Origin of the sequence: Methanococcoides alaskense, assembly GCF_027594145.1 — an archaeon.
Lineage (GTDB): Archaea > Halobacteriota > Methanosarcinia > Methanosarcinales > Methanosarcinaceae > Methanococcoides > Methanococcoides alaskense.
In genome coordinates, this window is sequence record NZ_JAQFFK010000003.1 from 613010 (window position 1) to 639003 (window position 25994).

General features: G+C 42.2%; 26 protein-coding genes. 18 read left to right on the top strand and 8 right to left on the bottom strand.

Going from position 1 to position 25994, the window contains the following annotated elements; all coding sequences use genetic code 11:
* The first annotated feature begins 97 nt into the window (after positions 1–97).
* Both PBV53_RS06890 and PBV53_RS06895 read left to right on the top strand, forming a co-directional pair.
* Positions 98–1306: a bifunctional 3,4-dihydroxy-2-butanone-4-phosphate synthase/GTP cyclohydrolase II gene (locus tag PBV53_RS06890; protein ID WP_270096409.1), complete on the top strand. Its 1209-nt coding sequence runs from the start codon at positions 98–100 to the stop codon at positions 1304–1306.
* 56 nt (positions 1307–1362) lie between these two features.
* On the top strand, positions 1363–1614 hold the full coding sequence (locus PBV53_RS06895; RefSeq protein WP_270096410.1) for a nuclear transport factor 2 family protein: 252 nt from the start codon (positions 1363–1365) through the stop codon (positions 1612–1614).
* 458 nt (positions 1615–2072) lie between these two features.
* Here PBV53_RS06895 and PBV53_RS06900 read toward each other — a convergent pair whose 3' ends face one another.
* Together PBV53_RS06900 and PBV53_RS06905 are read right to left on the bottom strand one after the other, a co-directional pair.
* Complete coding sequence (locus tag PBV53_RS06900; RefSeq protein WP_270096411.1) at positions 2073–3260, bottom strand: mechanosensitive ion channel family protein; 1188 nt, start codon at positions 3258–3260, stop codon at positions 2073–2075.
* 214 nt (positions 3261–3474) lie between these two features.
* Positions 3475–4752: a hydroxymethylglutaryl-CoA lyase-like TIM-barrel protein gene (locus PBV53_RS06905; RefSeq protein WP_270096412.1), complete on the bottom strand. Its 1278-nt coding sequence runs from the start codon at positions 4750–4752 to the stop codon at positions 3475–3477.
* A gap of 521 nt (positions 4753–5273) precedes the next feature.
* Between PBV53_RS06905 and PBV53_RS06910 the strand changes: the two genes are divergently transcribed.
* The 6 genes from PBV53_RS06910 to trpY all read left to right on the top strand — a co-directional run bounded on the left by PBV53_RS06910 (position 5274) and on the right by trpY (position 9992).
* A complete protein-coding gene (locus PBV53_RS06910) occupies positions 5274–6428 on the top strand; it encodes a PGF-CTERM sorting domain-containing protein (protein ID WP_270096413.1) in 1155 nt (384 codons plus the stop codon).
* Between the two features lie 69 nt (positions 6429–6497).
* On the top strand, positions 6498–7124 hold the full coding sequence (cbiM, locus tag PBV53_RS06915) for a cobalt transporter CbiM (RefSeq protein WP_270096414.1): 627 nt from the start codon (positions 6498–6500) through the stop codon (positions 7122–7124).
* Positions 7125–7168: 44 nt separating this feature from the next.
* Positions 7169–7558 (top strand): hypothetical protein, encoded by a 390-nt coding sequence (locus PBV53_RS06920; RefSeq protein WP_270096415.1) that lies wholly within the window; start codon positions 7169–7171, stop codon positions 7556–7558.
* Between the two features lie 17 nt (positions 7559–7575).
* Positions 7576–8340 (top strand): cobalt ECF transporter T component CbiQ, encoded by a 765-nt coding sequence (gene cbiQ / locus PBV53_RS06925; protein WP_270096416.1) that lies wholly within the window; start codon positions 7576–7578, stop codon positions 8338–8340.
* Positions 8337–9245, top strand: coding sequence for an energy-coupling factor ABC transporter ATP-binding protein (locus tag PBV53_RS06930; RefSeq protein WP_270096417.1), 909 nt, complete (start codon positions 8337–8339; stop codon positions 9243–9245). The genes cbiQ and PBV53_RS06930 overlap by 4 nt, the downstream gene beginning before the upstream one ends.
* Positions 9246–9488: 243 nt before the next feature.
* Positions 9489–9992, top strand: coding sequence for a TrpY family transcription regulator (gene trpY / locus PBV53_RS06935; RefSeq protein ID WP_270096678.1), 504 nt, complete (start codon positions 9489–9491; stop codon positions 9990–9992).
* Between the two features lie 5 nt (positions 9993–9997).
* Here trpY and PBV53_RS06940 read toward each other — a convergent pair whose 3' ends face one another.
* From PBV53_RS06940 to PBV53_RS06950, 3 genes are read right to left on the bottom strand one after another with little or no spacing between them, the layout of a single operon-like run.
* Complete coding sequence (locus PBV53_RS06940; protein ID WP_270096418.1) at positions 9998–11197, bottom strand: geranylgeranyl reductase family protein; 1200 nt, start codon at positions 11195–11197, stop codon at positions 9998–10000.
* 34 nt (positions 11198–11231) lie between these two features.
* Positions 11232–12515: a 3-phosphoshikimate 1-carboxyvinyltransferase gene (gene aroA, locus PBV53_RS06945; protein ID WP_270096419.1), complete on the bottom strand. Its 1284-nt coding sequence runs from the start codon at positions 12513–12515 to the stop codon at positions 11232–11234.
* On the bottom strand, positions 12516–13169 hold the full coding sequence (locus tag PBV53_RS06950; RefSeq protein ID WP_270096420.1) for a thymidylate synthase: 654 nt from the start codon (positions 13167–13169) through the stop codon (positions 12516–12518).
* Between the two features lie 168 nt (positions 13170–13337).
* On the opposite strand from PBV53_RS06950, the gene PBV53_RS06955 reads away from it, so the two are divergent.
* Positions 13338–13793 carry a DUF488 domain-containing protein gene (locus tag PBV53_RS06955; RefSeq protein WP_270096421.1) on the top strand — a complete coding sequence of 152 codons (456 nt, stop codon included), beginning with the start codon at positions 13338–13340 and terminating at the stop codon, positions 13791–13793.
* A gap of 4 nt (positions 13794–13797) precedes the next feature.
* Here PBV53_RS06955 and htpX read toward each other — a convergent pair whose 3' ends face one another.
* The 3 genes from htpX to PBV53_RS06970 all read right to left on the bottom strand — a co-directional run bounded on the left by htpX (position 13798) and on the right by PBV53_RS06970 (position 16877).
* Positions 13798–14655 carry a zinc metalloprotease HtpX gene (gene htpX / locus PBV53_RS06960; protein WP_270096422.1) on the bottom strand — a complete coding sequence of 286 codons (858 nt, stop codon included), beginning with the start codon at positions 14653–14655 and terminating at the stop codon, positions 13798–13800.
* Positions 14656–15045: 390 nt separating this feature from the next.
* Positions 15046–15294 carry a hypothetical protein gene (locus PBV53_RS06965; protein WP_270096423.1) on the bottom strand — a complete coding sequence of 83 codons (249 nt, stop codon included), beginning with the start codon at positions 15292–15294 and terminating at the stop codon, positions 15046–15048.
* Positions 15295–15296: 2 nt separating this feature from the next.
* A complete protein-coding gene (locus PBV53_RS06970) occupies positions 15297–16877 on the bottom strand; it encodes a hypothetical protein (RefSeq protein ID WP_270096424.1) in 1581 nt (526 codons plus the stop codon).
* Positions 16878–17277: 400 nt separating this feature from the next.
* Between PBV53_RS06970 and PBV53_RS06975 the strand changes: the two genes are divergently transcribed.
* The 9 genes from PBV53_RS06975 (at position 17278) to PBV53_RS07015 (ending at position 25927) form a co-directional block, all read left to right on the top strand.
* Positions 17278–18144, top strand: a complete 867-nt coding sequence (locus PBV53_RS06975) for a helix-turn-helix transcriptional regulator (protein ID WP_270096425.1) — start codon at positions 17278–17280, stop codon at positions 18142–18144.
* 84 nt (positions 18145–18228) lie between these two features.
* A complete protein-coding gene (locus PBV53_RS06980) occupies positions 18229–18735 on the top strand; it encodes an amino acid-binding protein (protein WP_270096426.1) in 507 nt (168 codons plus the stop codon).
* 12 nt (positions 18736–18747) lie between these two features.
* Positions 18748–19743 (top strand): homoserine dehydrogenase, encoded by a 996-nt coding sequence (locus tag PBV53_RS06985; protein WP_270096427.1) that lies wholly within the window; start codon positions 18748–18750, stop codon positions 19741–19743.
* 43 nt (positions 19744–19786) lie between these two features.
* Positions 19787–21472 (top strand): ATP-dependent DNA ligase, encoded by a 1686-nt coding sequence (locus PBV53_RS06990; RefSeq protein ID WP_270096428.1) that lies wholly within the window; start codon positions 19787–19789, stop codon positions 21470–21472.
* A gap of 915 nt (positions 21473–22387) precedes the next feature.
* The gene (locus PBV53_RS06995; protein WP_270096429.1) at positions 22388–23239 is read left to right on the top strand and encodes a class I SAM-dependent methyltransferase; all 852 of its coding nucleotides are present in this window, start codon (positions 22388–22390) and stop codon (positions 23237–23239) included.
* Positions 23236–23877, top strand: a complete 642-nt coding sequence (locus PBV53_RS07000; protein ID WP_270096431.1) for an ATP-binding protein — start codon at positions 23236–23238, stop codon at positions 23875–23877. Before PBV53_RS06995 ends, PBV53_RS07000 begins: the two co-directional genes overlap by 4 nt.
* Positions 23853–23999: a hypothetical protein gene (locus tag PBV53_RS07005; RefSeq protein ID WP_270096433.1), complete on the top strand. Its 147-nt coding sequence runs from the start codon at positions 23853–23855 to the stop codon at positions 23997–23999. The genes PBV53_RS07000 and PBV53_RS07005 overlap by 25 nt, the downstream gene beginning before the upstream one ends.
* A 36-nt stretch (positions 24000–24035) precedes the next feature.
* The gene (locus tag PBV53_RS07010) at positions 24036–24650 is read left to right on the top strand and encodes a hypothetical protein (RefSeq protein ID WP_270096434.1); all 615 of its coding nucleotides are present in this window, start codon (positions 24036–24038) and stop codon (positions 24648–24650) included.
* A 59-nt stretch (positions 24651–24709) separates the two neighbouring features.
* Positions 24710–25927 (top strand): ABC transporter substrate-binding protein, encoded by a 1218-nt coding sequence (locus tag PBV53_RS07015; RefSeq protein ID WP_270096435.1) that lies wholly within the window; start codon positions 24710–24712, stop codon positions 25925–25927.
* Positions 25928–25994: the final 67 nt, after the last annotated feature.

Sequence of the window (25994 nt, forward strand, 5' to 3'; positions counted from 1 at the left end):
GACTGGTATTTGCTCAAAAAATCGCCATCTGACTTATTATAAAGGCTGTGACAGTGATAATGATTTAACAGGATTAATATAAGGAGTGAGTTCGAATATGTCTAAAATAACCATTGAACAGGCCATAAAGGACATCAAGGCCGGGCTTATGGTCATTCTTGTGGATGATGAAGATCGAGAGAATGAAGGGGATTTGACCATGGCAGCAGAGGCGGTGACTCCTGAAGCTGTTAATTTTATGGCCAAGTATGGTCGTGGTCTGATCTGCCTTTCCATGACCGGTGAAACGGCTGACCGGTTGGCCCTTCCCATGATGGTGGAGAATAATACATCTTCCTATGGAACCGGATTTACCGTTTCAATTGAGGCCAAGGTTGGAGTGACCACCGGTATTTCTGCTGCAGACAGGGCCACCACCATTCAGGCAGCCATTGCCGATGGTGCAACTGCGGACGATCTTGTTCGGCCTGGCCACATTTTCCCCCTGAGGGCCAGGGACAATGGTGTCATGGTTCGTGTCGGCCAGACAGAAGGCTCTGTGGATTTGGCGCATCTTGCCGGATGCAAGCCTGCCGGTGTCATCTGTGAGATAATGGATGATGACGGTACCATGGCCCGAATGCCCTCCCTGGAAAAATTCAGCGAAAAACATGGCATAGGTATCTGTACAGTGGCAGATCTTGTGAAGTATCGGTTGAAGACAGAATCTTTTGTCAGAAAAGCAGCTGAAACCGTTATTCCCACGAAATATGGCGGTGAGTTTCGAATGATCGCCTATGAAAATAATCTGGATAACCTTACCCACATCGCAATGGTTAAAGGTGAAATCGATCCTGAAAACGAAATCCTCGTAAGGGTTCATTCAGAATGTATGACAGGAGATATCTTCGGCTCCATGAGATGTGATTGTGACGATCAACTCCATAAAGCCATGGCCATGGTGGAGGAAGAGGGAAGTGGTGTTATTATTTATCTCAGACAGGAAGGCCGAGGGATTGGCTTGGTCAATAAACTCAAGGCCTACGAACTCCAGCGCCGGGGATACGACACGGTTGATGCCAATCTTGAGTTGGGATTTGATGCCGATATGAGGGATTATGGTGTCGGAGCCCAGATTATTGCAGATCTGGGAGTTCGAAAAATGCGTCTGATGACCAACAATCCAACAAAGATAATGGGCCTTGAAGGATATGGATTAAATGTGGTGGAACGGGTGCCCATTGAAGTAATGCCTAATGCGTTTAATAATGATTATCTCAATTGTAAACAATTGAAAATGGGACATCTTTTAAAAAGGGATAGCTAATTATTAATTTATGATCAATGATTGGCCTACTTTTCTTTTTCAATCAAGTTATTGGCATGAATTTAAAAGAATTTATTAAATACTTTGATAAAATACAGGTAGAATATCCTGAGAAAAGTATTAAATTTGTGAGGGCTGTAGCAGAGGACAATTTGGTTGCTTTGCATACACATCAAATATGGCCCGGCAACGAAGAATATGTTACAATGGATTTTTTCAGATTTGATTGTGATGGCAAGATAGTTGAGCACTGGGACAGCATACAACAAATTCCTGAAGAATCTGCGAATAATAATGGAATGTACTAATCCATAAAATGGATATTGTTGGTTGACTTTAGGAATAGAGATAAGCTTGAGCTAGCAAGTCAATTGATGTTATGAATGGAAGAAGATGGTTTTTTCCAATTTCAATATATGTTATGTAATTTCCTCATCATATGTTATATATAGCATGTGATAATTATACCCATTAGATAACATGCGAATATGTCGCAAGATGCTTGATTACCTCGGAAAATCCGATAAGTCCGCAGCTATCTTCAAAGCAACAGAAGAGGCATTGGCGATGTAAATCTCTCACCTATGACCTTGGTGGAAATACAGCTCTCCGCGAGATGACTGACGCTATCATCTCAAAGTTGTAAATTAAAAATTATACGTAAGTCCGGCTCTGGCGAGAATGGGACTTTTTCGCATAAGGCTTAACGCCTTATGCACCTTCTTTTAATTGTTCGCTCTCCGTTAACCAAATGAGATAGTTTTATTTAGTCAATATTTTCTTTCAATTTCTCAAGAAGTTTTTCCATCCCATTGTCCATCTCTTCTAATCTTGAATCGACATACTGAAGCGTTTTAAGTTTTATAGCATCAGGGGTTTTATCATCTTCTTTTTCAAAAGTTTCTTTCATGGTCTTGAACGAGTTTCCCAGTTCTGCCTTTTGGTTCTCGATGGATCCTATCTCTTCTTGTTCTGATGTGAAAATATCAGCATTTGGGGTCGTACTGAAAAGAGATCTGAATTCTGCAATTTTATTATCAAGACTTTCCATGGTCATATCTATCTTCTTGATAAGCTCTGCACCTATGGCTTTGTCAAATATTATATCTTCAGTTGACATTTTCGGCACATACTCATCAGAAGGTGCAGGTACATTTTCCTTCGTATCGCATGCCGGGCAGGATGGTATGAATACAGCATTTTTATCATACACTCTCTGGTTCATGAAGGTGGGTGAAACGATCTCAATATCATCTTCATGAAGGGCATCAATAACTGCTTTTTTAAGATCTGATCTTTTTGTGATCAATCCTGATATGTCCCGAAGAAGGCCTCCTACTTTGTATGTTACAGCATGATCATTTAGTTCTGTGACATGTACAAATGGACTTTCAAGTTCTGTTCTTTCTGCTGCTCTTATCAGATCCTTTTCGATATGTTTCCATGGTGTGTCGTATCCCAATGAAACGGTGGCAGAAATAATTGTTCCCGATGTGCTTATTGTGACCAGTGGATTTGAGACGAGTTTCAGGTTTGGGATGTTTATCAGATCACGGTCAATGGACTGTATTTGTGTGTGAAGCATGGATATGTTCGAGACTTTCCCAAATTCGTCTCCTATTCTTATATAGTCACCTGTTTTGAATGGTCTTATAAGGTTCAACATCATACCTGACATGCCGTTTGCAACAAATGTTGTCGACGACAGTGCAATGGTAGCACCGAGTAGTATTCCTAAAAAGCTCAAAAGGGTTTGTTTTGAATTATCTGTTATTGGCAATGTGAGTAATATCAGAACAATTCCAAGAAGAGTGGCTACGGAAAGTATGATCTGTTTTATCATTTTGTCCCGGGTTAATATGGTGGTTTTCCGGAGAATGTAGCTTAATACTGTAAGAAGAACGAACAATGCAATTATTGTATAGATCGTTAGTTGATATTCTCCAAATAACATGCTCTTACTCCCCTAGGTCCCGAACTCACTAATTAAAGAACAACAGTAATTTTGTATTTCTATCTATAAAAGCCTGTTCAATTATCGGTGACTATATACTTTGGTAGGGGATGATCTATAGAGCTAAAGCTATTGCCGGGATATAATATCGCTTTGATGATCATCGAATTTTAAAAAAAGAATGTTGCTTATCCGCATATTAGCGGACAAGCTTTCAGAGAGTCTTTCTTGCCATGCTTTTCTCAACGATAGGCTCGAAGAGGAAGTATTTTTCAACGTATGCCTGTATCTCTTCATCGGAAATACATGATACACGTTTCTCATTGTTGTAAAGGTCCTGTATATCCGTTTGTATAGCCCTGAGGCGTGGATCGTTCTTTTCGACACTGATATTAACGTCCAGCAGGTCATGAAGTGTATCCTCTACCTTGAAACGCAGAACCTCAATGCCTGATGAATCGCCTATAAGGAAAGCCCTCTTTCCTCCAACGACTTCCGGTGGATAGGGTTCATAGGTGAATGGGTTCTTGATGACGCCTGCTGTGTGGATGCCGGATTCGTGTGCAAAGACATTGTTCCCTACAACGGATTTGTTCCTTGGTATCCTTATGCCTATCTCACTTTGCATGAATTTAGCAAATTCGAAAAGGGATTCGAGATTGTACTTATCAAAGCCTTCTATCCTCCTTCCAAGGAATAGCAACAACTTTTCCAATTCAGCATTACCTGCACGTTCGCCGATGCCGAGGAAAGTCACATTTGACCAGTTGGCACCGTGCCAGTATCCAGCAATGGAATTTGCTACAGCAAGACCGAAATCATCGTGACAATGGGTTTCGATATTGACAGCTTTTAGTTCTTCCTTGACATGTCTGACCATCTCGGGTATGCCGAATGGTTCTTCCACATCTACAAATGGAACTCCGAATCCAATGGTGTCACAAAGACGGATGGTGCATTTTGGATCGATCTCAAGGATCTTCTTGATCATTGGATAGACAAAATTAGTGTTATCCGCACGTGTCATATCTTCAATATGTGCACGTGTCCTAAGCCCGTGGTCTACCGCATATTGTAATGCATCAAGGTATTTTTCCTCGGCAGCTTCCCTGCTTGGCAGTCCCATTTTGTCAAAAATGTGTACATCTGAGACGGACATCAATATTCCCGTCTCTTCGATAGCACCGATATCCAGTACCAGATCAATGTCGCTGATGGCAGCCCTTGCCCAACCGGTGACCTCCGGGAACTCATAACCCCTGTCCAACATCATGCTAATGGCGTTTCTGTCACGGTCATTATACACAAATGTCTCAAGTTTTTCAATTCCGATGTTGTGAAGATACTCATAGATCTTTACTTTGTGATCTGCCTTTAATACAATACCAGGCATCTGAGCTCCATCACGTAGGGTACTATCACTTATGCTTACTTCCTGTCCCTTTGGGAGCTTGATCTTTGGAAGATCTTCATAAGTTTTGTATAATTTCATAAAATACCTCCTTGAATGTGTACGACTGTGAAACTTTGTAGTTTAAGGCATCACAGGTCCTTTATATTTCTTGGTGACAAAACGGTTTAAGAACAGTCCGTTTTTTTGAATAGGAACCTGTCTGTAAAAAACATCATATCTAATTGAGTTTTCTTTTTGATTTAACACCTGTAATACTTTATCCTTAAAATGTCTTTCTTTTTCAAGCCGCCTGGGCTGTGCCGCATCACTTAGTTTATTCTTCGAAAGTTTACACTGTTTCCCGGCGGTTATTCAGATGTGATATACCCCTCTATTTTTATTTATTTTTTTAAAGTTTACGCTGTTACTGTTTATTTGTCATTGCAAATTTGATATGGGGTGGCTTCAATTAACAATTATTACCCAATATGTATACAAATGTTGCCAAACGGTAACATATATATATGATTCTATTTTATAGCCTGTAACACAAAACATAGTATAAATGTTATGATGTTTGAAATATCAGGATGTTTGAGTTAAAAAATAGGTGGGAATATATGAATTTTAATAAAATATTTGGAATTGCAATAATAGCACTTGTCCTAATGGTAGCAAGCGTATTGCCTGCATCCGCTCACGGGGATGAGAATATGGCTATCAATGAGGTCATTGAGCATGCAGAGGAACTTGTAGAGATATCCGTGACTATCCACGATCAGACTGAGTTCATAGCGGATGATGAAGCTCTTGATGATGATCTAAGGGCTGCAGGAGAATCTGTACACCTTTCCTCCCATGAGATCGAGCAGATAGGAGAGCACATCAAGGAACACGCTGATGAGCTTAAAGTACTCGCAGCTGATCCGGAAGCAAACGAAGACGAGATCATGATTGCCCTTGGTGAGATAAACGAATATGCTGATGAAGCAATTGAGCTTATCGATAGCAAGGACGCTGACCTTCAGAAGATCCTTTCCGATGCACCTGAATCAAAGCAGCAGTATGCAACAGCTATCAAAGAAGCTGTTACAGAGGCAGGTTCAATTGCAAATCACATCAAGAGCCACGCTGCAGAAGTAGAGGAAAACCTTGGTTTTGCAGAAGCTGTAGTACTTGAAGGCGATGCTGGAACATACGTAACAGCTATGGAAGAGCTTGCAAATGAAATGGTGGAGCTTTCCCATACCATCCACGACGAGACAGAGTACATTGCTGATGATGAAGCTCTTGACCAGCAGTGGAGAGACTATGGTGAGGAAGTACACCTTTCATCCCATACTGTAGAACAGGCAGCAGAAGCGATCCTTGAGGACATTGATGAACTCAAGCCACTTGCTGCAGAACCAGATGCAAATGAAGCTGCTGTGAAGGCCAAGATCGGTGAGATCGGTGAACGTGCACAGGAGATTATGGACGAGCTTATGAGCCACGATGAAGCTGTTCACGCAATTCTCGATCTAGAAGAACCATATCTTACACATGCAAGTGCAACACACGACACTGTGCACAAGGTAGAGTATGAAGCAAAACAGCTCCAGAAAAAGTCCGAGAAACTTGAAGCTGCTCTTTATCCAGCAACAGCACCTGAAGCAGTGGCATCAGAACCTCTCGAAGTCTCAACAGAAGCTGAAGGTAACAGCGTACCAGGATTTGGATTCCCAATTGCAATTGCAGGTATCCTTGGTGCAATCTGTCTTTTTAGAAGGAAATAAGTAACTAATATTGAAAGGGGGATTCAAAATCCCCTTTCATTTTATTTTATTTTTAAGGAGTGATGTATAATGCATATTTCAGACGGGGTACTATCTCCAGCTGTTATAGCGTTTGGCTGGATCGTTTCAATAATTTTTATTGCATTTGCTTTCAAGATGGCTCAAAAACAGGGCAGCATTGCAGAACAGATCCCCAAACTATCCGTATTCACAGCAGCTTTTTTTGTTGCTTCACTTATTCACATAAACGTACCACCTACAAGTGTACATCTTATCCTGAATGGATTGCTGGGTGTTGTCCTTGGCGCACTTGCATATCCTGCAATGTTCATTGGTCTGGTACTTCAGGCATTGTTGTTCCAGCACGGGGGCATAACCACGATAGGAATAAACAGTTTCAATGTGGGTGCACCTGCTTTGATCTGTTATGCAGTATTCAGGAAAGGTTCGGGTATGGGACTTTCAAAGCCTGCTATTGGCGGTATTTGTGGAGGTCTTGCAATACTTCTGACCACGGTCTTCCTGGCTATAACACTTATTACAGCAGGAGAGCAATTCGAAATGATGGCAAAGCTTGTAGTGATCCCACACATGCTCATAATGGTAATTGAAACAATAGTAACAGCATCAGTAGTAGCTTACCTTGCAAAGGTAAAGCCAGAACTTCTTCCACTTAACAAGGAGGACAAAAAATGAGATCCACCAAAATTTTTACTATAACAATATTATTAATTCTGTGTATGTCACTTATACCAACTGCATCTGCACATAGGTGTTTCGTAGAGCAGTTCAGTGGCGATGAGATCATTGTAAAGGCTTTCTATGAAGGCGATGCACCAATGGGGTTGGCAGAGTACCAGATACTTAATGCAGATACCGAAGAGCTCCTTTATGAAGGAGAGACTGATGAAGATGGTTTCTTAAGTTTTGCACCGGTTGAAGGTGTTATACAATACCATGTGGTCGTTGACCAGTTTGGTCACAAAGGTGATGCTATAGTAAGTGTCACAGGTGGCAACAACAAGCCAGCTGAACTTCCTCTTTTCATGAGGATCTTCACCGGATTTGGATACCTTATGGGACTTGCAGGAATTGCAATGGTCTATACTGCAAAGAAAGGAAATAATTAATTGGTGGAGTAATTGAAATGAAATACCCCGAGATTGATAAATATGCAGAACTTGATTCTCTTATTCATCGATTTGACCCAAGGGCAAAAATAATTACTTTTACCATTCTTATTTTTTCTTTTGTTTTTATAGAAGATATAAGGATCGCATTTGTAAGCCTGCTTTTTTCATCCTTCATTTTACTTGTATCAAGAATTCCTTTTGGATTTATCTTTGATAGGATGAAACCAGGATTGATCTTTGTTATGCCATTTCTGATAGTAATGCCTTTTGCATTAGATGGAAATGTCCTTTATTCCTATAACGGAATTAGTATCAGTTATGATGGTCTTTATTATGGCAGCCTTGTAGTTATAAGGGCAGCAACATCGATCATGCTTACACTGATCATGCTTGGGACAACGAAAATGGATACTACGATGAAGTCACTTCATTCACTTAAGGTACCTTCTCCTTTTGTCCAGACGCTGATGTTCTCTTATAGGTACATTTTTGTTTTTATTGATGAATTCTTTAGCATGTGGACATCAATGAAAGCCAAAGGGTTTAAGGTAAAAGCAAACAAGCATTCCCTTTCCATCATAGGCAATCTAGTTGGCATGATCCTTGTCAGGAGCTATGAAAGAGCTGAAAGGGTCTATCATTCTATGGCCTCAAAAGGTTACACCGGAGAGTCCAGGACAATTGTTAAATTTAAAATGCAGACTGCAGATTACGGATTGGCAGCGATCTTAATTGGTACTGTTTTGATATTTATAATATATGGGATGTCCTTATCATGAAAACGGCTATAAGTATAACAGATCTGAACTATTCTTATCCTGATGGTACAAAAGCACTGGATAATGTAAATATTGAGATCGAACAGGGTGAAAAGATCGTCATAATGGGGCCAAATGGGGCCGGGAAGACCACTCTTTTCCTTCATCTTAATGGTGTCATCCGCGCTGAGCAGGACAATGTGAAAATATTTGGCAACAATATCGGGAGCATGAAGACCGAAGACAGGATCAGGGAGGTCGGAGTTGTCTTTGCTGAACCTGATGACCAGTTGTTCATGTCTACGGTCTATGATGATATTGCATTCGGACCCCTTAACATGGGACTTAGTGAAGAAGAGGTTGACAGAAGGGTAAAAAAAGCACTTGCAACCGTCGGTCTTGAAGGATTCGAGGACAAAGTACCTCATCACATGAGCTTTGGCCAGAAGAAAAAGGCGGCTCTTGCAGCAGTTCTTTCCATGGAGCCAAGGGTCCTGGTACTCGATGAGCCTACAGCGAACCTTGATCCTAAAAGCAGGGCAGATCTAATAAGAGTGATCAATGACCTGAACAAGAACCATGGTATCACCACTGTAATAGCAATGCACGATATCAATGCTCTCTCTGAGCTGGCAGACAGGGTCTACGTCTTGAACAGGTCTATAGTGGCAGAGGGGCCAACAAGGGATATATTTTCAGATCATGTGCTTGTAAAAGAAAACAATCTGGATGCTCCTGATATATTTAAGTTTTTCAAGATCATGAAATGTTTTGGAGGGGATTGTGATCAAACTCCTATGTCAATAGATGAATCTGTTAAAGAACTGACACAAGCAATTGAGGCGCTTGAAGGGAAAATGAGCCTTCATATACATGAAAGCACCCATGAAATGGTCAATGATGTAATATCAAGCTACAGGCACTGATTCCTGTTCAAAAAAGTGCATACATTGAGACCTGTTCAAGAAATGCATACATTATATCTATTTGAGGCAACAAATATTACCTTTTTCTTTTTAAAATAATCGGAAAGATCTTTTTGTTCAAAGGGCTGGTATTGATCTGATTTTTTGTGTCAGGACCCATGAACGGAATATTTATTTATTTAGTTCTTTTTTAGTATGGATTAGAGCTTAAATCTTTATAATTTGGGGAACAAGATGGTAATCATGTGGAGCACAGTACTCAAGAAGTTCGAAAAACACCCTGCCCAGCAGAAGGTAATAAAGTTACTCTTCGAACGTGGTTTTCAGGTAAATGGCGATGGTAAGGTAACATCAGGCTCGATAGAGATCCCTCATACTCAGCTTGCAAAAGAAGCAGGTGTTGATCGCAGGGTCGTAGATGCAACTACTGAAACCATACTTTCGGATGAACTATTAAGGAATATCTTCCAGAACGTCACGTCCATACCTTTCCTTCGTGATGTAGCTCCAGCTCTCGGTCTTGGTGTGATAATAATAACTCCTGATGATGCCGCGAACGTTGGTATCCTGTTCAGCGTATCACAGGTGATATCTAACCACAACATCAGTATCAGGCAAGCGGTATCCGATGACCCATATTTCAACAGCAAAGCGATGTTGACCATAATCACGGATTCTAAAGTGCCGGGTGACCTTGTAAATGAGATCTTACAGCTTCCTGGCGTAAAAGGCGTAAGTATCTATTGATCCTTTCACAGAACAGCTTTTGCAAACGCTCTGAAAACCCCTATCAAATGACGTGAGTTCATAGGGTTCAGTAGCTTTTTGATAAGTATGGACGGATGGTCCATATCTCCATATTTTGTGATAAGTTCGAGGATCGCATTATTGTTCATTGAACCGATAAGGTCATCCAGTTCTTTGTCGGTCAGCCCGCCCATAAAATCGTGTATCCTCATTCCTGTTCTAAGTTCACGACCAAGAGCTGCTTTCCATCTGCTTTCATATTCTTTCAGTCTGTTTGCCGAAAGGTTCTCCTCACTGACAGCTTCAGCTGCAACCTGTCCAGCTATCTTTGCACAAACAGCACCGGTATAAATACCGCCTCCAGATGTCGGTTTGACCTGTCCGGCTGCATCGCCTGCAATGAGCACGCCATCCGAATATGTCCTCTTGAGCGGACCGATCGGTATCCCTCCGACAACAAGGTCTAGCATGCTGCTGGTGCAGTTGCCTGCAAGACGTTCGTTCTTGTTCACAATGTTCCTCAGGTAGTTTATTGCATTGTGTTCATTTCCTGGCTCTACTGCCAGTCCTATCCTTGATATCCTTTCATTGACAGGTACTGTCCAGGCAAAGAATCCGGGTGCCTGTGAACCAACGAACAGTTCCACAAAATCAGTGTCATTTGAGTTGTAAAGGGCTTCTGTCTGTACTCCTGAAAGGATCCTGTCAACCTTTCCAAGCCCTGTATATCTGGCAACGTTGCTCTTGACACCATCTGCACCGATGATGATCTTCGATCTGACGGTTATCATCTTTCCCATGTGGATGACCGAAAGAAGTTGTATCCCGTCCTTTTGTTGTATCCCTGTGACCCTGCCCTTAAGCATGAGCTCTGCTCCGGTATCAACTGCAAGCGAGACAAGATGACGGTCAAATATCTTTCTGGAAACGACATAGGCCTTTGTCCGTTTTCCATCAATGGGTAGACAGGTTCCGTCAGGTGAGTGTACAAAAGCCCCGCGAACACTGTTCAATACGAAATCATCTTCGGGACGTACATCACACTCCGAAACAGCACGTGTGCTCAGTAATCCTGTGCATTCCACAGGAGACCCGATGGAAGCATGCTCTTCGATAATGAGCACCTTCGCACCGGCCATTGCTGCGTAACGCGCTGCTGTAGAGCCAGTTGGTCCTGCGCCGACAACCACTACATCGTATATCATGGTAAGCTGACCTAAAGATAATATATCTTCTTCGTCACTGTTCGCTTAGGATCACATCCGCTCCGATGGAACGCATTGAATCGAAGAAGTTCGGATATGAGATAAAGATAGCTTCCGCAGTATCGATGGTCGTATCACCTGCGATCATTCCGGCAAGTGTCAGTGACATCACTATGCGGTGGTCGTGCCAGCCATGGACATCTGCACCTTTAAGCTCTCCTCCTTTGATGGTGAGCTTGTCCTTTTCCTCACTTGTGGAGATTCCCATTTTATTGAGCTCTACAGCCATTGCATGGAGCCTGTCGGTTTCCTTGTATCTGACGTGTTCGGCATTTGTAATGACAGTCTCACCTTCTGCAACTGCACCGAGGACTGCGACTGTAGGTACGAGGTCAGGTGTTGCGCCGGCATCCATTGTGATGCCGTGAAGTTTACCACCATTCACCTCTACTGTTCCTTCTTCTTTGTTCCAGTAGACATTGGCACCCATTTCCTTTAGGATATCTATGATGGCAACATCTCCCTGCATGGATGGGTACAGATTATTGACCTTGATCTTCGTATCTGTCATTGCAGCTGCTGCAAGAAGATATGATGCCGAGGAAAAGTCTCCTGGTACGGTATATTCCTTGAGCCTGTACTTCTGGCTACCAGGTATTATGAACTTAAGGTTCTGATTATCTTCCAGATATATCTCAACACCAGCTTTCTCCAGAATATCCAATGTGACATCGATATAAGGCCTGGATTTCAGTTCTCCCTTTATTGAAAGCGTTGTACTGTTCTTTGTTAGTGGACATGCAAGCAGAAGTGCGGATATGAACTGAGAACTTATGGAGCCGTCTATCTTTGCGATAGCACCTTTTAATCCTCCGGTCACCACAATAGGTGCACACCCGTTCCCTCGTGTTGATATGGACTGAACTCCAAGGTCGTTCAATACATTGAGAAGCGGTCCATTAGGCCTTGATCTTATGGAATTATCTCCTGTAAGAACGGTAGTTCCCTGGCCAAGGGCAGAAACGGCTGTCATAAAACGAAGCGTTGTTCCGGAATTGCCAACATCGATAACGTTGTCAGGAGTTTGTGGTTCTCCATCAACACCGCTTATCAATAATTTATCTCCATCCTTTTCGATGTATGCACCTAACATCTCACAGGCCTTTATCGTTGATTGGGTGTCTGCTGAGATCAAAGGTCTGTGTATAATGGATTCTTTTGAGAGGGCTGCAACTGTGATAGCCCTGTGAGTGTAACTTTTTGAAGGAGGTGCAAATATCTCTCCGTGTACTCCTGATCTTCCTACTGTAACTTTCATTTACTGCACCCCTTTAATGATCTTCTCGATCTTGTCCCAGTCATGGTCGTATATATGTGCGGAAACACTCATGGTCGTTATCGTTCCTGGAGCAAGTCCTACTTCATCTGCAACATATTCGAGCAGTTTTGAAAGCCCATACAGGTTTGCAGGATATGCTCCGGCAAAATCATGGCTCCTGAACAATGTTGTAAGATGTACTTTTTCATCCCGTATTTTAAAATCATCAACTATCATGCATGGCACTTCATCCACTTCGGTATCGATCGTTGGTACCCATGTGACGGCAGTAGCCCTGCGTGTTGTCTTGTTGTTTGTCAGTTTCTCGATGACATACTCTATCTGGTCGACCTTACCATCCCAGTTCCTGAGCCGTTGACCGTAGGTGTATTCGAAATCCTGTACATTTTCGCCTGTAATAAGCTGTTTTGCATATTCTTCCAGCCTCTCATGGTTCCAGGCGCTATCCTCAGGTATCTCATTACTGTATGGGTCCTCGATAACCACCATAAGGTTCATGAATTCACGTATCTGGCTCCCACGCTCATCCGTGATCACACTTCCATGGTTCCATATGACATTGAGTCCTCGATACCATGCATCGCTTATATTCCGGGCTTTTATGATCCTTCCAATTGCAGCATCATGCGTCATGATAAATTCTCCACTAATGAACTTAATTAGGCATTATCCTTCTAATATAGGTATCTGTTCAATGTTCAATAATGTTCATTGATATGCATCCAATGTCTATAAATTCTGTTCAAAAAACGTAGGTTAACAGCTCAAAACAGAAAAGATAATAAGCTTCCAATCCATTCAATGGCCATAATGGAAGACGGTAGTTTCTGCTATACCATAGGCTATGGTAACAGGTCTCTTGAATATCTTATTGATATGGTGCAAAGTTTCAATATCGTTCATTTGGTGGATATTCGCAGTTATCCGCATTCGGTGCACGAGGATTTCAATAAGGAGAACCTCGAGATAGTGCTTCCCATGAACAATATTATCTATTCTCATTGTCCGGGGCTTGGGGGTCTTAGGAACGGAAGCTACATGGATTATACAAAGACCGATGAGTTCAGTAAATATTACTCTCGTTTAGTGGATAAAATAGAGGCTGTCAATAAAGCGGGTTCCTGTATCGTTCTTATGTGTGCTGAAAAGAACCCGAAGAATTGCCATAGATACCATTTATCAAAGGTTCTTGAATCTTCCGGAATAAAAATAATACACCTGACCGATCCTGGCCAGGTAGACCTTTTCAGGTTCTAAATTTTCACATTTCGTTCAGGCGGCGTATCCTTTCCTCTGTGGGAGGATGTGTCCTGAACAACTTCATCAATGAGCTTCCTCTCAGAGGATTGACGATGAACATATGTGCTGTGTTCTGGGATGGCTTAACATCGTTCTTTCTTGGCTGGTAGTTCTGTGCTCCGGATTCAAGTTTTGAGAGTGCACTGGCAAGTGCCCAGGGTTTCTGTGAAATGCGTGCTCCTTCTGCATCTGCACCGAACTCACGTGAACGTGATATTGCAAACTGTATGATGGTTGCTGCCAGCGGTGCCACTATTGCAAGTGCTATGAAACCAACAATATTTCCTCCCCCATTATCATCCCTGCCTCCGATACCTCCAAAGATGGCAGCCCATCTTGCCCAGGTGGCAAGCATTGTGATAACTCCGGCAATTGTCGCAGCAACAGCACTGATAAGTGTGTCCCTGTTCTTTACATGTGCCAGTTCATGGGCAAGCACACCCTCAAGCTCTTCTGGTGTGAGGATATTCATTATCCCTGTGGTCGCAGCTACTGCTGCATGTTTAGGATCTCTGCCGGTAGCGAATGCATTTGGCATCGATGTCTCCACGAGGTAAACTTTAGGCATCGGGAGTTGGGCACGCATTGCAAGATTCCTCACAACATCGTAAAGTTGTGGACTTTCGGATTCGGTCACTTCTTTAGCGTGGTACATCTTCAGGACTATCTTGTCACTGTACCAATAACTGCCGAAGTTCAGCACAAGTGCAAACGCAAATGCGATGAACATTCCGGCAGTTCCGCCGATAAGACGACCTACAATGATCAGCAGTCCTGTCAAGGATGAAAGTAATAATGTGGTCTTAAGCATGTTCTTCATGTTTTACCTCAGTAGTGCGTATGTATCTTTTGTTCTTTGAAAAATCTGTAAATTTCAGATATTTACACCTACTAACATATCTATTGATTTGTAGTTCTATATAAATGCGTTGGGGTCTTGTATGTGTGTGAATAATTTCATATGGTCAGTTCATATATATTGTCTGAAATACCCGATATTAGTGAAATGGTTCCCATCATGAGACCTAAAAAGGATGGTCTGAAGGGACAATTGAAAAACACATCTTCGTACACTTCGATGTAAAGCTAATGTGTTTCATAATGGTCTTTGCAATACTGTTCCTTGCTACATTATTATTCGCAGGGTCAATTGCTGCTGAGTAAAATAAGAAAAGAAAAAGAAAGAAGATAAAGTCGAAATGATCGACTTTCATACCTCTTCTACTATGAGTTCTGTATCTTCTTCTATCTCGGAGATCTGGGCTTCAAATTCCTCAAGATCGTTCTCAAGGTCTGCTATTTCAGAATCTGTCAGTTCAACTCCCTCTTCTGCAAGTATCTCGTCTGCAGTGGCTGTATCTTCTTCTGTATCATTGTCAGCAGGTTCCCCTACGCAACCGGAGAGTGTAAGTCCGATGAGAAGGATAGCAACAATTCCCAGATGTTTAATGCTTACCATGATCAGACCACCTCAGTTGAGTTGTTGTCATCGGAACTGTCATCTTTATCATCATCTTCGGAATCGTCGGAGTCTTCATCCTCCATTTCTTCGGTGCTGTTGTCTTCAAGTTCATTCTCTTTTTCATCAGCACTGTCATCATCGGAGTTTTCATCTTCCATTTCTTCGGTGCTGTTGTCTTCAAGTTCATTCTCTTTTTCATCAGCACTGTCATCATCGGAGTCTTCATCCTCTTCATCGTCGCTTATCTTTGGAGCAGCCCATTCAAGTTCAGTGCTCTCACTATCTTTCTCGATCGTGTAAGATCCTTCTCCTGAAAGGGATGTACTGCCTGTCCCTTCTGCTTTGATGGTTATGTCCTCTCCACGGACCATAACTGTGAGGCGGGATCCTTCAATTTTTGCTTCTCCGGTAAAATCATGGTAGACGACTGCGTAACTTCCGTCTCCTGTAGTGTCCTCATTGAACTGTTCGTAATCCCCATCAAGGTCAATTTCTGCGTCTCCTGCAAGGTCTTTGATAACGATAGTGGCATTGGTTGCAGTGAACTCGACCTTAAGTTCTCCTGAAAGCACGATCGTTCCATCACCCTCTGCATCGATCAAACCTTCGCCTGCCATTGTCACATAGCCCTGTCTGAACCCTTTCATTTCCTGGACAAGTGCTCTAAGTTGGGTGTTGGCCTCATTCGTCAGTCTGATGGATTTACGGAGCTGTTCGCCAGCGTCATCTTCTCCATTCTGGTAAGCTACTCTTGCACGTTCATGCTCCTGCTTTGCTTCCTCGATAAGGGCGTTGTAGTCGTCAAGCATTTCCTGGAGGTCTTCAGTATCTTCGCCGTCCTCGGTCAAACTGTTGATCTCATTCTGGAGTCTCTCTGAAACACCATTTGTTTTATCAAGGTAGTTAACAAGGCCACTGTTGATCTTCTGTGCTCTCATCCTGTTCAGGTCCTTTTGAGCATCACTCCAGATCTTCCTTATGTCCCTTGTTGCTTCGGAGAGGTCCTTTCTGGTATCTGCAGCAGCAACATCATCTTTCTGTGCTTCAAGACTGTCAATGTATGTGTCGATTGTCTTATTGACATCTTCTGTATAGTTCCCTTCTTTCTTGATAGTCTCAAGACGGGTGACCATATAATCAATGGTTCCGGCCAGGTATTCCTTTGCTGCATCCATTGCTTCTGTGGCATTTAATTCACCTTTGGCTTGCAATGCCTTAGCGTTCTGGAAATTTCCTCTTAGTTCATCATAGCCGGCCTTTGAAAGCTGAACTTTGCTCCTTGCCCGGTCATTTCGCATTTCCTTTTCCTGGATCATTTCAGGTGTGATGTTCTCATCTTTATGTTCCTGTAATCTTATCCTGTCTGCATCTGTGGCTCCAACGCCATTATCCCCTTGGTTAGCAGCAAACTCAGGTGTGATGGTTTCATCTTTGTGTTCCTGTGATCTTATCTTGTCTGCACCCATGGCCCCAACACCATTATCCCCTTGGTTGGCAGCAAAAGCTGTCACAGGAAGAAGACTGAATATCATCAATATGGCACCGATCAGTGCAACCCCTTTCATTGTTCTGTTCTTCATAATGGACCCTTCCTTTTTTTCTATGTGATACGATCTTGATCATCGATGTAATGAACTTACAAGTTCAACTTTGGATATGGGGGATATAAGCTTACTTTCATTGATCTTCAGAATCAAGATTATCTAAAGTATTATTTGAGCGATAAAAAGCATTTTTTTACTTTATAATACTTTATATCGAACTATTTTGTATATTAAAGGACAAAATTTGCTTATTTTCTAATATAATCATATAATCCCGCTTTTCCATCTAATATCCCCTTCCCGTTTTTATTTAAGCTGTTCAGCTATTCAATATTTTTGGTGTTCCTATTATTAGTATTCCAGAGATACAATTCGCTTCAATACTACTAATTCGGGAATAAAAAACTATAAAAGTAGAACCCGGCAATATAACACTGTGAAAGGCAGGGCATTATTTGGGGTTTGCACATTTCTTACATTAATACTGCTTATTGTTCCTGTGGGGGCTGTTGGAACTGCAACGATACATGGGGCTATCTATGAATGGGACACCTTTGAACCTCTTGAGAATGTCTTGATAGAGGTCAATTCCACTCCTCCGCAGTCCATAGTTGCAAAGTATGGTGTTTATTCCCTTGATCTGGCTCCAGGTGACTATGTGATAGTTGCTACTTATTATACTGGTACTACTCTCGTAGCGTCGGCACAGGAATCAATAACAATAACCGATGATGGTGATTACATAATCGACCTTCTTCTCCTTCCTTCCTATGAAAATGAGGACCTTGAAGATGCTGAAATAGCTAATTTGAGCGAAGCATTTGAAGCCGATTCTCAGATCATCGAGGCTGATACGGGAAGCTCATATATGGCCTATGTAGCGGCTTTGCTACTCGTTTTTGTACTTGTTTTGTCAGTATATGTGTATTCAAAGAAGAAAGGGGCGAATGAAGGGAGTTTGGTCAACACTTCACCAGAGGGTGATAATGGTGTTTTACCAGATGGGTCCCTCTCCGTTTATGTGAAGGAAGATGGTCTGGTTGATACTATTACCGATGATTCGGAAACCATTGATACTATCACTAAAGCTGAAACAAATATCCTGCCTGATGACCTTCAGGAAGTTCTGGACATCGTTATTGCAAATGGTGGACGTATAACCCAAAAGGACCTGCGTGGGAAATTGAGATATTCCGAGGCGAAGGTAAGTCTGATAGTCTCTGATCTGGAAAACCGCGGACTTGTGGATAAGTTCAAGAAAGGGCGGGGCAACATCATTATAATTCCTGAAGATAAGAAGTAAGTTGACTTTGCTTCTGTACTATCTTAAGAATTAATGGTATGGCTTATCAATACATTTATATGAAGAATGCCTAAGAGGGAACACATGAGAGTTTCAATGGACATTGAATTAAAGGACACTCCAGGACAATTGCTTCTGGCTTTGGATCCGATTTCGGAGCTAAAAGGGAACTTGAAATCGATCGTGCATCATCATGAAGAACGAACTCCAAGAAGTGCCATTCCGGTACAGCTTGTTTTTGAGATAGAACCAGCCAATCTTGAGGTCCTTATAGGTCGTCTTAAAGAGAATGGAATTGGTGTTGCAAGGGTTGATGAGAAGCGTTTCACAGCACATGGTGCTGTCCTCCTGATAGGTCATATAGTTCATACTGATATACAGGATACTATTGATACTATTGATAATACCGGCTTTGCAGAGGTCGTGAACATTTCTCTTTCAATGCCGCAGATAGACATGCGTTCTTCTGCTTCCTTAAAGATAGATGCTGTGGGTAAGAATGAGCTTCATGAAGCGATATCAGTCCTTAGGCAGGTCGCGATCAAGAAGGATCTTCTGGTCATAGAACCAATTGAAGCTGAAATTTCATAAAGGTGATATTCAATGAGAAAAGTACGTGCATCCATTATTGGATTTGGTTCAGTTGGACAGGGTGTTGCAGAGGTCCTTCTGAGAAAGGATGAAGAATTAAAGTCTCTTGGTATCGACCTCGACGTTGTGGCCATCGCTGATTCCAAAGGCGCTGAGGTAAATGTTGCTGGTATCGATCTTAAAGCTGCACTTGGCAGAAAGCGGGAATTCGGTACTGTTGCTATCGATGATCTTACTGGGGAAGATGTCATCAAAAGTGTGGACCATGACATTGTGATCGAGACCACTCCTACCGATATAGAGACCGGTGGTATCGGCCTTGTTAACATGGTTGCTGCTTTTGAGTTTGGCAGACATGTGGTGACCTCTAATAAAGGTCCTCTTGCGTTGAAATATCGGGAACTTGTCGAAGCTGCGAAGGAAGCTGACCGTAAGTTGCTCTTTGAGGCGACCGTCGGCGGTGCGATGCCTATCATCAATCTTGTGAGAGATACGCTTGCCGGAAATGAGATAATCAGTGTGGAAGGTATCCTTAACGGTACATGTAATTACATTCTGACACGTATGATGGAAGAGCATGCTTCATATGAGCAGATGCTTGCGGAGTCACAGGAGCTTGGTATTGCTGAGACCGACCCTACATATGATGTGGAAGGTATCGACACGGCATGTAAACTTGTCATTCTTGCAAATTCCATATTCGATCAGGATGCAACCTATCAGGATGTGGATGTTACCGGAATTACCAAAGTAACTCTGGAATCTCTTTCTCTTGCCCATGATGAAGGCTATGTAATCAAGCTTATAGGTGAGGTCAAGAAGGATCGTCTTCGTGTTTCACCACGCCTTGTACCGGTATCCCATCCTCTGGCTGTGGGCGGTACGTTGAACGTTGCATCGGTGTGTACCGATCTTGCAGGGACCATTACGGTTACAGGCAGGGGTGCAGGTTCTATTGAGACTGCAAGTGCTATCTTGAGCGATATTATATCCATCTACAAGGACTGATGGCGATCTGATTACCAGATGGGAACGACAGGAAATTTTACTCATGACCGATTTCAAGGAATTCGCTGATGTTTGTAAACAGATCGAACATATCTCAAGTTCACTGGAGATGACAGATGTTGTCTCGGATATGTTAAAGTCGGTATCTACAGAGGAACTTCCTGTTGTGACCCATTTTGTGATGGGGGATGTTTTTCCTGCATGGAGTGTTGAACAGCTTGGCGTGGGTACGAGTCTACTGTATGGTGCCCTTTCGAGATCATCCGGTCTTTCCCTGAAAGACATTGAGGACCTTGTCCGTTCCACAGGCGATATAGGTGAAACTGCGGTAGCGGCACTTGGAAAACAGAAAAAGAACCAGTCTACATTCTCTGCATTCATGGGTGAAGATCCTTCCATCTCTATAATGGATGTCTTTGATCGGTTCCTTGATATTTCCAGATCATCAGGCGCAGGTTCACAGAGTAATAAGATGAGGAACTTGCAATTCCTTTTCAATTCATCCAGCTCTGAAGAAGCACGTTATCTTGCCCGACTGGCGATCGAGGACCTTCGCATTGGTGTTGGTGAAGGGATCGTTCGTGATGCTATCTCTAAGGCTTTCGATGTTCCGGCAGGGGAGATAGAACGTGGGTTTATGGTGACCAACGATCTGGGTCTTGTGGCAGTTGCTGCAAAAGAGGGTGGCATTGAGGAGATCTCAAAGCTCAGGATGGAGCTTGACCGTCCGATAAAGATGATGCTGGCACAGGTTACTCCGAGCATCGAGGCTGCTATAAAGGACCTTGGTATGCTTGCTATCGAGTGGAAGTTCGATGGTGCAAGGGTTCAAATTCATAAGAATGGGGAATCGGTCAACATCTTTTCGAGGAGACTTGAGAATGTGACACTATCTCTGCCGGATATCGTTGAGGCAGTGAAGCTCCATGTGAAGGCGGATTCTGCCATTCTGGAGGGTGAGGCTGTAGCGGTCGATGAGACTGGAGCTCCTCGTGCCTTCCAGGATATACTCAAACGCTTCAGGAGAAAGTATGACGTTGAGGCAATGGTTCGTGAGATCCCTCTTACGTTGAACCTCTTCGATATTCTCTATCTTAATGGAGAGGTATTGATGGACCAATCTCTTTTAAGAAGAAGGGAACAACTGGTCTCCTGTGTGGATAACTGTGAGAGTATCAAGGTGGATGAGCAGGTTCTCACAGATGATGAGAAAGTTGTGAACGAGATATATGCTGCTGCGTTGAAGGGTGGACATGAAGGAGTCATGCTAAAGAACCCGGAAGCTTCTTATTCTCCAGGCAAGCGGGGTAAGAACTGGCTCAAGAAGAAGCCTATAATGGAGACACTCGACCTCGTTGTCATTGGTGCGGAATGGGGTTATGGGAAGCGTGCAAATCTTATCGGTTCTTATGCTCTGGCATGTCATGACCCGGAAGATGGAACATTCCTTCCGATCGGCAAAGTGGCTACAGGTTTTTCAGATGAGCAACTTGTTGAGCTTACTGAGGTCTTCTCTGAGCTCATTGTTGGTGAATCCGGTCGGGAGATCGAACTTAAACCTGATGTGGTGTTCGAGATCGCCTTCGAGGAGATCCAGAAAAGTACGAACTATGGTTCAGGGTATGCTCTCCGTTTCCCCCGGCTTGTAAATGTGAGGGAAGATAAATCTCCGGAAGAGGCTGAAACGATAGATCGTATCGAGAGCATCTATTTATCACAGAGAGGCTAAATCCTTTTTTTTAAAAGGATGTTTCGGCTCTGTAGAAAACGTCTCAAAATCCACATCCTTAGACTGGAATTGAGATTATAATCCAATATCGTGCACCACATTCAATAATATTTTTAAATTTGATCATTGTCCGAATGGAGTGGGTGCAAAATATTGCAATCCGTTATTTTATTATGCTTTAAGAGCTACCAGTGAAAGACCCAGTTTCTTTTGCAGATCCTTTACTTCTTTAGCATCGTCTTCATTTAAGTCTGCATACACTATTTTTTTCACCTGAAAAAGCAATTAAGGTTATACCGAATTTGCTTTCTAGATAAGTGATAGCTTTCAGATTGCCGGTGTCTATTTTTAAATAACTCCACATTTTTAAAACCGCCAATATAATCTAAATTCGATTAGCTAATATATGATTTCTCTGAACTATTCATAAATATAATTAGTCTCATATACATCAGTTGGCAAACATTAATACTCATAAAATAGTAGATATTGTCTCTGTTGATCGTAAGAACCATGCTTTTCTCGAATAGTACTTTGCAAAATATGAAGCAGGATTCCAAAATTGCATGTTCGTTTTATGAATTTCCTTGACCTCAACCTTTTGATTATATTTCTATTGAAGTATGGGCGAATTCTCTGTGGTTTTTGAATATATATATCGATGTCTCTAATTTTTCACACCCATTCGAACAAATTTTAATTATTTTCATTTTGCTGCATCACCTATTCTACAAATTTCTAGCGTCACAGTGTTAATACGAAAGTTTATATTTAATCCATTTAGTATTACGTTTTAATAAATAAGTAACACTAAAAATAAGTAATATTTATAAAAATATTACTTATCGGTATTACTAAATGTGTACTTATTAAAAAATCATCATAAATTTATTCTCTAATTAGTGGTGTGATATTATGAATAATAATTCGGTTGATTGGAATATGGTCTGGACAGAAATGATGCAGGCCAATCAGAAGGCAGACCATCAGGAACGTGGTGACTGTGCAAAGCTATGGGATAGCAGGGAGAACGCAGAACGCTTCTGGAAGAGGTCTCAGAAAAATAAGGGAAGGATCGAAAAGACATTGAAAGAACTTCCTATAAAGAAAGGCTCCAGAGTGCTGGATATTGGGTCTGGTCCCGGAAGTCTGGCAATACCTCTTTCAGAGAAAGTGGCTCATGTAACTGCTGTCGAGCCTGGAAAAGGTATGATGGAACTTCTGCAGGAGAATATAAGCAAGTATGGAATAAACAATATTAGCTGTGTCAACAAGAGGTGGGAAGACCTGAATGTTGAAGATGACCTGGAAGGTCCTTATGATATTGTAATTGCCTCCTTTTCACTTGGTATGCCTGATATAAGGAATGCAATAGAAAAAATGCAAAGTGCGTCTTCAGGGCATGTATGCCTTTATTGGTTTGCAGGTGAAACACCATGGGAAGCCCATTCCTACAATCTGTGGCCGGCCATGTATGGAATGGAATATAGTCCCGGTCCCAAGTGTGATGTACTTTACAATCTGCTCTATAGTATGGGTATCTTTCCGGATATGCATGTATTCCCACTTGAATTCACTAATGATTTTGGTTCAATGGATGAAGCCATCGATTATTTTAGATCCCGCTATACTATCGATACAGAACAACAGGAAATGATACTCAGGAATTATCTGGAGGAAACACTGGAGCAGCAGGACGGGCAGTTTGTAGACCATGGTCATTCTACCAGAGTAAAGATCTGGTGGGAAAAGGAAGTGATCGATTGAAAACTCTGCTCTGTGGAAAAGGTGGTAGTGGCAAAAGCACGCTTACTGCCTTAATTGCAAGATCCCTGTCTGAAAGGGGTTGCAATGTCCTAGTTATAGATAACGATGAATCCAATTTCGGTCTGCACATGCAAATGGGTTTGGAATTGCCAGATGATCTCTTGAACTTCTTAGGGGGAAAGAAAAACCTTGTCGGGAAAATGATGGAAGCTTTTCCAAAGGGTGAAAAACTCAGCCTGTTCGATCATAAATGGAAAATATCGACTATACCGGAAGGTTATGTCACCAGAAAAGGAAATCTCTCTTTGGTGGCAGTTGGAAAGATCCATGAATTCGGAGAGGGTTGTGCATGTCCGATGGGTGCTCTTGCAAAACAGCTGATACAGAACATAGAACTAGGTGAGAACGAGTTTGTTCTTGTTGATACTGAAGCTGGGATCGAACACTTTGGCCGGGGTGTGGAAGAAGGCTGTGACGTTATTTTCATGGTGGCAGATCCTTCCTATGAATCCATACGTCTTTCTGAAAAGATCAGTAAGCTTGCAGACAATGCCGGAAAACAGCTCTACTATATACTGAACAGGGCTGAAGGAGCAAGCAGGGAGATATTATCTTGTGGGATTCCGAAGACAGGGTGATCTCTACTGTTCCTATCCATGAGTCCATCTTCAAAGCCGGTCTTCTCGGAGATGAGTTTCATATCTCTGTTCCTGAGGTGGAGATGATCGCTGATTTTTTGATAGAACATAAGTTGAAATAAAGTTTCAAAATTCTGTATAACTTTTGGAGAATTCCAATGAAAGTAAACATATCTATTATCTATTTCGCTCTGCTCATGCTTGCAGGGTCTGCATTCTCACCCGTTGCTCTTGCTATGGATGGGAATACTATGGAGATTACACGCAATGTTCCTTCCAGCTTACCATTCGGAGAGACCGTTGAAATAACACTGGAAATTACAGGCGAGACTCCTTTTATGGTTGGTATTGTAGAGACTATACCTGAAGGTTTCTCTTTTCCTGAAGATGATCCTGATGTTTCGGATGCAATTTATTTCAGGGTTGACAGAAATACCGGCAAGATCGCTTTTTCTGTGAGTGATGAAGATGAGCTCACATACAGAGTGATCCCTTCTGGAGCTGAAGGAAGTTCCTTTGAAGGATATTGGGTTGATATGCTTTTCCAGACCCAGGAACTCAACGAAGGTAAGGAGAGATGGGTTCCGATCACAGATCCGAATGCAGATCCGGCTACATTCTCTGCTTCAGCTGGTGATCCATCTGTTTCAGAAGAGCCGGATTACGCTTCGACTTCAGAGGCACCGGGTTTTGGATCATTGATGGGTTCATTGGCGATTATTGGCAGCTTGCTTGTTTTCAGGAGATCTAATTCCCGAGGCGATATAAAATGAGAATAAGATCAAAGTTTCTATCTGGAACATTAATGCTTACATGCTTACTTGTTTCAGTCATGACTGCAGCAGCGTTACCCTCAACTCTTCCATGTGATGACGGTGATGGTATACTTACTGAAAAGGAGGTTTCAGATGCAGTATGTGATTACATGCTCGTCGATAGTTCTTATTCACTCGATGATGTAGGCGATGCTTCATACATGCTTATTTTCTGGAACGGTAAAGCAAAAACAGTAACTGATACTCATGACCGGAAAGTTACTTTCTACAGACCCATTGAGAGAATTATCACTACCAATCCCGATAATTCCAGAATGATAATTGCTCTTGGTGACCTTGATAAAATAGTTGCTACTGATGAATGTACATGTTTCGGATGTATATTGCCACGAGACGAAAATGATGAGAAAATAGCAGTGAATTCATGGGAAGCTCTCCAGATATATGATGGAGGTCAGCTTGATGATTTCCCGGAGACAAATACTCGCAAAGAGATCGATTATGAAACCATGGCAATACTTAGACCAGATGTAGTTTTCGATGCAACCTGGTACAACAGAGGAGATCTGATAGAAGAGAAGGTAGGTTGTCCATGTGTTGATGCAGGTGCAGGTTTTACTTTTGTTGAAAGCTATGAGCACATCCGAATGATGGGGAATGTTCTGGATGAGCAGAAAAGAGCTGATGAACTGGAGAATTATGTCCGTTCAAAGGTTGATATGATCGAATCCGTGACATCACAGATCGATGATAGTGATAAACCAATAGTCTATTTCGCACCCCGAGGTGCTAATAAAGGTTTCTATGACGCAGTTGAAGGAAGGGATTTTACTCGTACAGAATCAGTTTATGAGCCATTGGACATTGCAGGTGGCATAAATGTTGCAAATGATTGCACAGGCGAGAATATTAATGTTCCAGCAGAGCAGATCGTTGCGTGGGAGCCGGAATATATCTTTGTCGCATGGTCATCCACTTCATCGTTGGGTGAACCAAACGGTGTCGATTTTGTAATGGAGACCGCTGAACTTTCAGAGATCCCTGCTGTACGCAATAATGATGTCTATGCCTGCATCTATCCATACTGCAGAGGTAGACCTCTGGACAGGAGCCTTTTGAATATGATGTACATGGCAAAATGCTTGCATCCAGAAGAGTTCAGTGCCCTTGACATGGAAGCAGAAGGAAATGAGGTCTATAGGCAAATTCTGGGAATTGATGGTGTTTATACAGAATTGGCAGAATATCAGCCTTTCCTGATAGAAGTAAATTGAGACAGTCTGTTTACTGGAACATGAACTTGTGGAGGATATGTGGCTGTAACCTTTGAAGTTTCAGCGA

What these genes read in the sequence shown, in the direction of transcription:
- PBV53_RS06900 (WP_270096411.1), bottom strand. Translation starts at nt 3,260, where the DNA reads ATGTTATTTGGAGAATATCAACTAACGATCTATACAATAATTGCATTG.
- PBV53_RS06995 (WP_270096429.1), top strand. Translation starts at nt 22,388, where the DNA reads ATGAATAATAATTCGGTTGATTGGAATATGGTCTGGACAGAAATGATG.
- PBV53_RS06920 (WP_270096415.1), top strand. Translation starts at nt 7,169, where the DNA reads ATGTCACTTATACCAACTGCATCTGCACATAGGTGTTTCGTAGAGCAG.
- PBV53_RS06950 (WP_270096420.1), bottom strand. Translation starts at nt 13,169, where the DNA reads ATGACGCATGATGCTGCAATTGGAAGGATCATAAAAGCCCGGAATATA.
- PBV53_RS06895 (WP_270096410.1), top strand. Translation starts at nt 1,363, where the DNA reads ATGAATTTAAAAGAATTTATTAAATACTTTGATAAAATACAGGTAGAA.
- PBV53_RS07015 (WP_270096435.1), top strand. Translation starts at nt 24,710, where the DNA reads ATGACTGCAGCAGCGTTACCCTCAACTCTTCCATGTGATGACGGTGAT.
- cbiQ (WP_270096416.1), top strand. Translation starts at nt 7,576, where the DNA reads ATGAAATACCCCGAGATTGATAAATATGCAGAACTTGATTCTCTTATT.
- htpX (WP_270096422.1), bottom strand. Translation starts at nt 14,655, where the DNA reads ATGAAGAACATGCTTAAGACCACATTATTACTTTCATCCTTGACAGGA.
- PBV53_RS07010 (WP_270096434.1), top strand. Translation starts at nt 24,036, where the DNA reads ATGAAAGTAAACATATCTATTATCTATTTCGCTCTGCTCATGCTTGCA.
- aroA (WP_270096419.1), bottom strand. Translation starts at nt 12,515, where the DNA reads ATGAAAGTTACAGTAGGAAGATCAGGAGTACACGGAGAGATATTTGCA.
- PBV53_RS06910 (WP_270096413.1), top strand. Translation starts at nt 5,274, where the DNA reads ATGAATTTTAATAAAATATTTGGAATTGCAATAATAGCACTTGTCCTA.
- PBV53_RS06970 (WP_270096424.1), bottom strand. Translation starts at nt 16,877, where the DNA reads ATGAAGAACAGAACAATGAAAGGGGTTGCACTGATCGGTGCCATATTG.
- PBV53_RS06980 (WP_270096426.1), top strand. Translation starts at nt 18,229, where the DNA reads ATGAGAGTTTCAATGGACATTGAATTAAAGGACACTCCAGGACAATTG.
- trpY (WP_270096678.1), top strand. Translation starts at nt 9,489, where the DNA reads ATGTGGAGCACAGTACTCAAGAAGTTCGAAAAACACCCTGCCCAGCAG.
- PBV53_RS06890 (WP_270096409.1), top strand. Translation starts at nt 98, where the DNA reads ATGTCTAAAATAACCATTGAACAGGCCATAAAGGACATCAAGGCCGGG.
- PBV53_RS06930 (WP_270096417.1), top strand. Translation starts at nt 8,337, where the DNA reads ATGAAAACGGCTATAAGTATAACAGATCTGAACTATTCTTATCCTGAT.
- PBV53_RS06940 (WP_270096418.1), bottom strand. Translation starts at nt 11,197, where the DNA reads ATGATATACGATGTAGTGGTTGTCGGCGCAGGACCAACTGGCTCTACA.
- PBV53_RS06905 (WP_270096412.1), bottom strand. Translation starts at nt 4,752, where the DNA reads ATGAAATTATACAAAACTTATGAAGATCTTCCAAAGATCAAGCTCCCA.
- PBV53_RS06955 (WP_270096421.1), top strand. Translation starts at nt 13,338, where the DNA reads ATGGCCATAATGGAAGACGGTAGTTTCTGCTATACCATAGGCTATGGT.
- PBV53_RS06985 (WP_270096427.1), top strand. Translation starts at nt 18,748, where the DNA reads ATGAGAAAAGTACGTGCATCCATTATTGGATTTGGTTCAGTTGGACAG.
- PBV53_RS06990 (WP_270096428.1), top strand. Translation starts at nt 19,787, where the DNA reads ATGACCGATTTCAAGGAATTCGCTGATGTTTGTAAACAGATCGAACAT.
- PBV53_RS06965 (WP_270096423.1), bottom strand. Translation starts at nt 15,294, where the DNA reads ATGGTAAGCATTAAACATCTGGGAATTGTTGCTATCCTTCTCATCGGA.
- cbiM (WP_270096414.1), top strand. Translation starts at nt 6,498, where the DNA reads ATGCATATTTCAGACGGGGTACTATCTCCAGCTGTTATAGCGTTTGGC.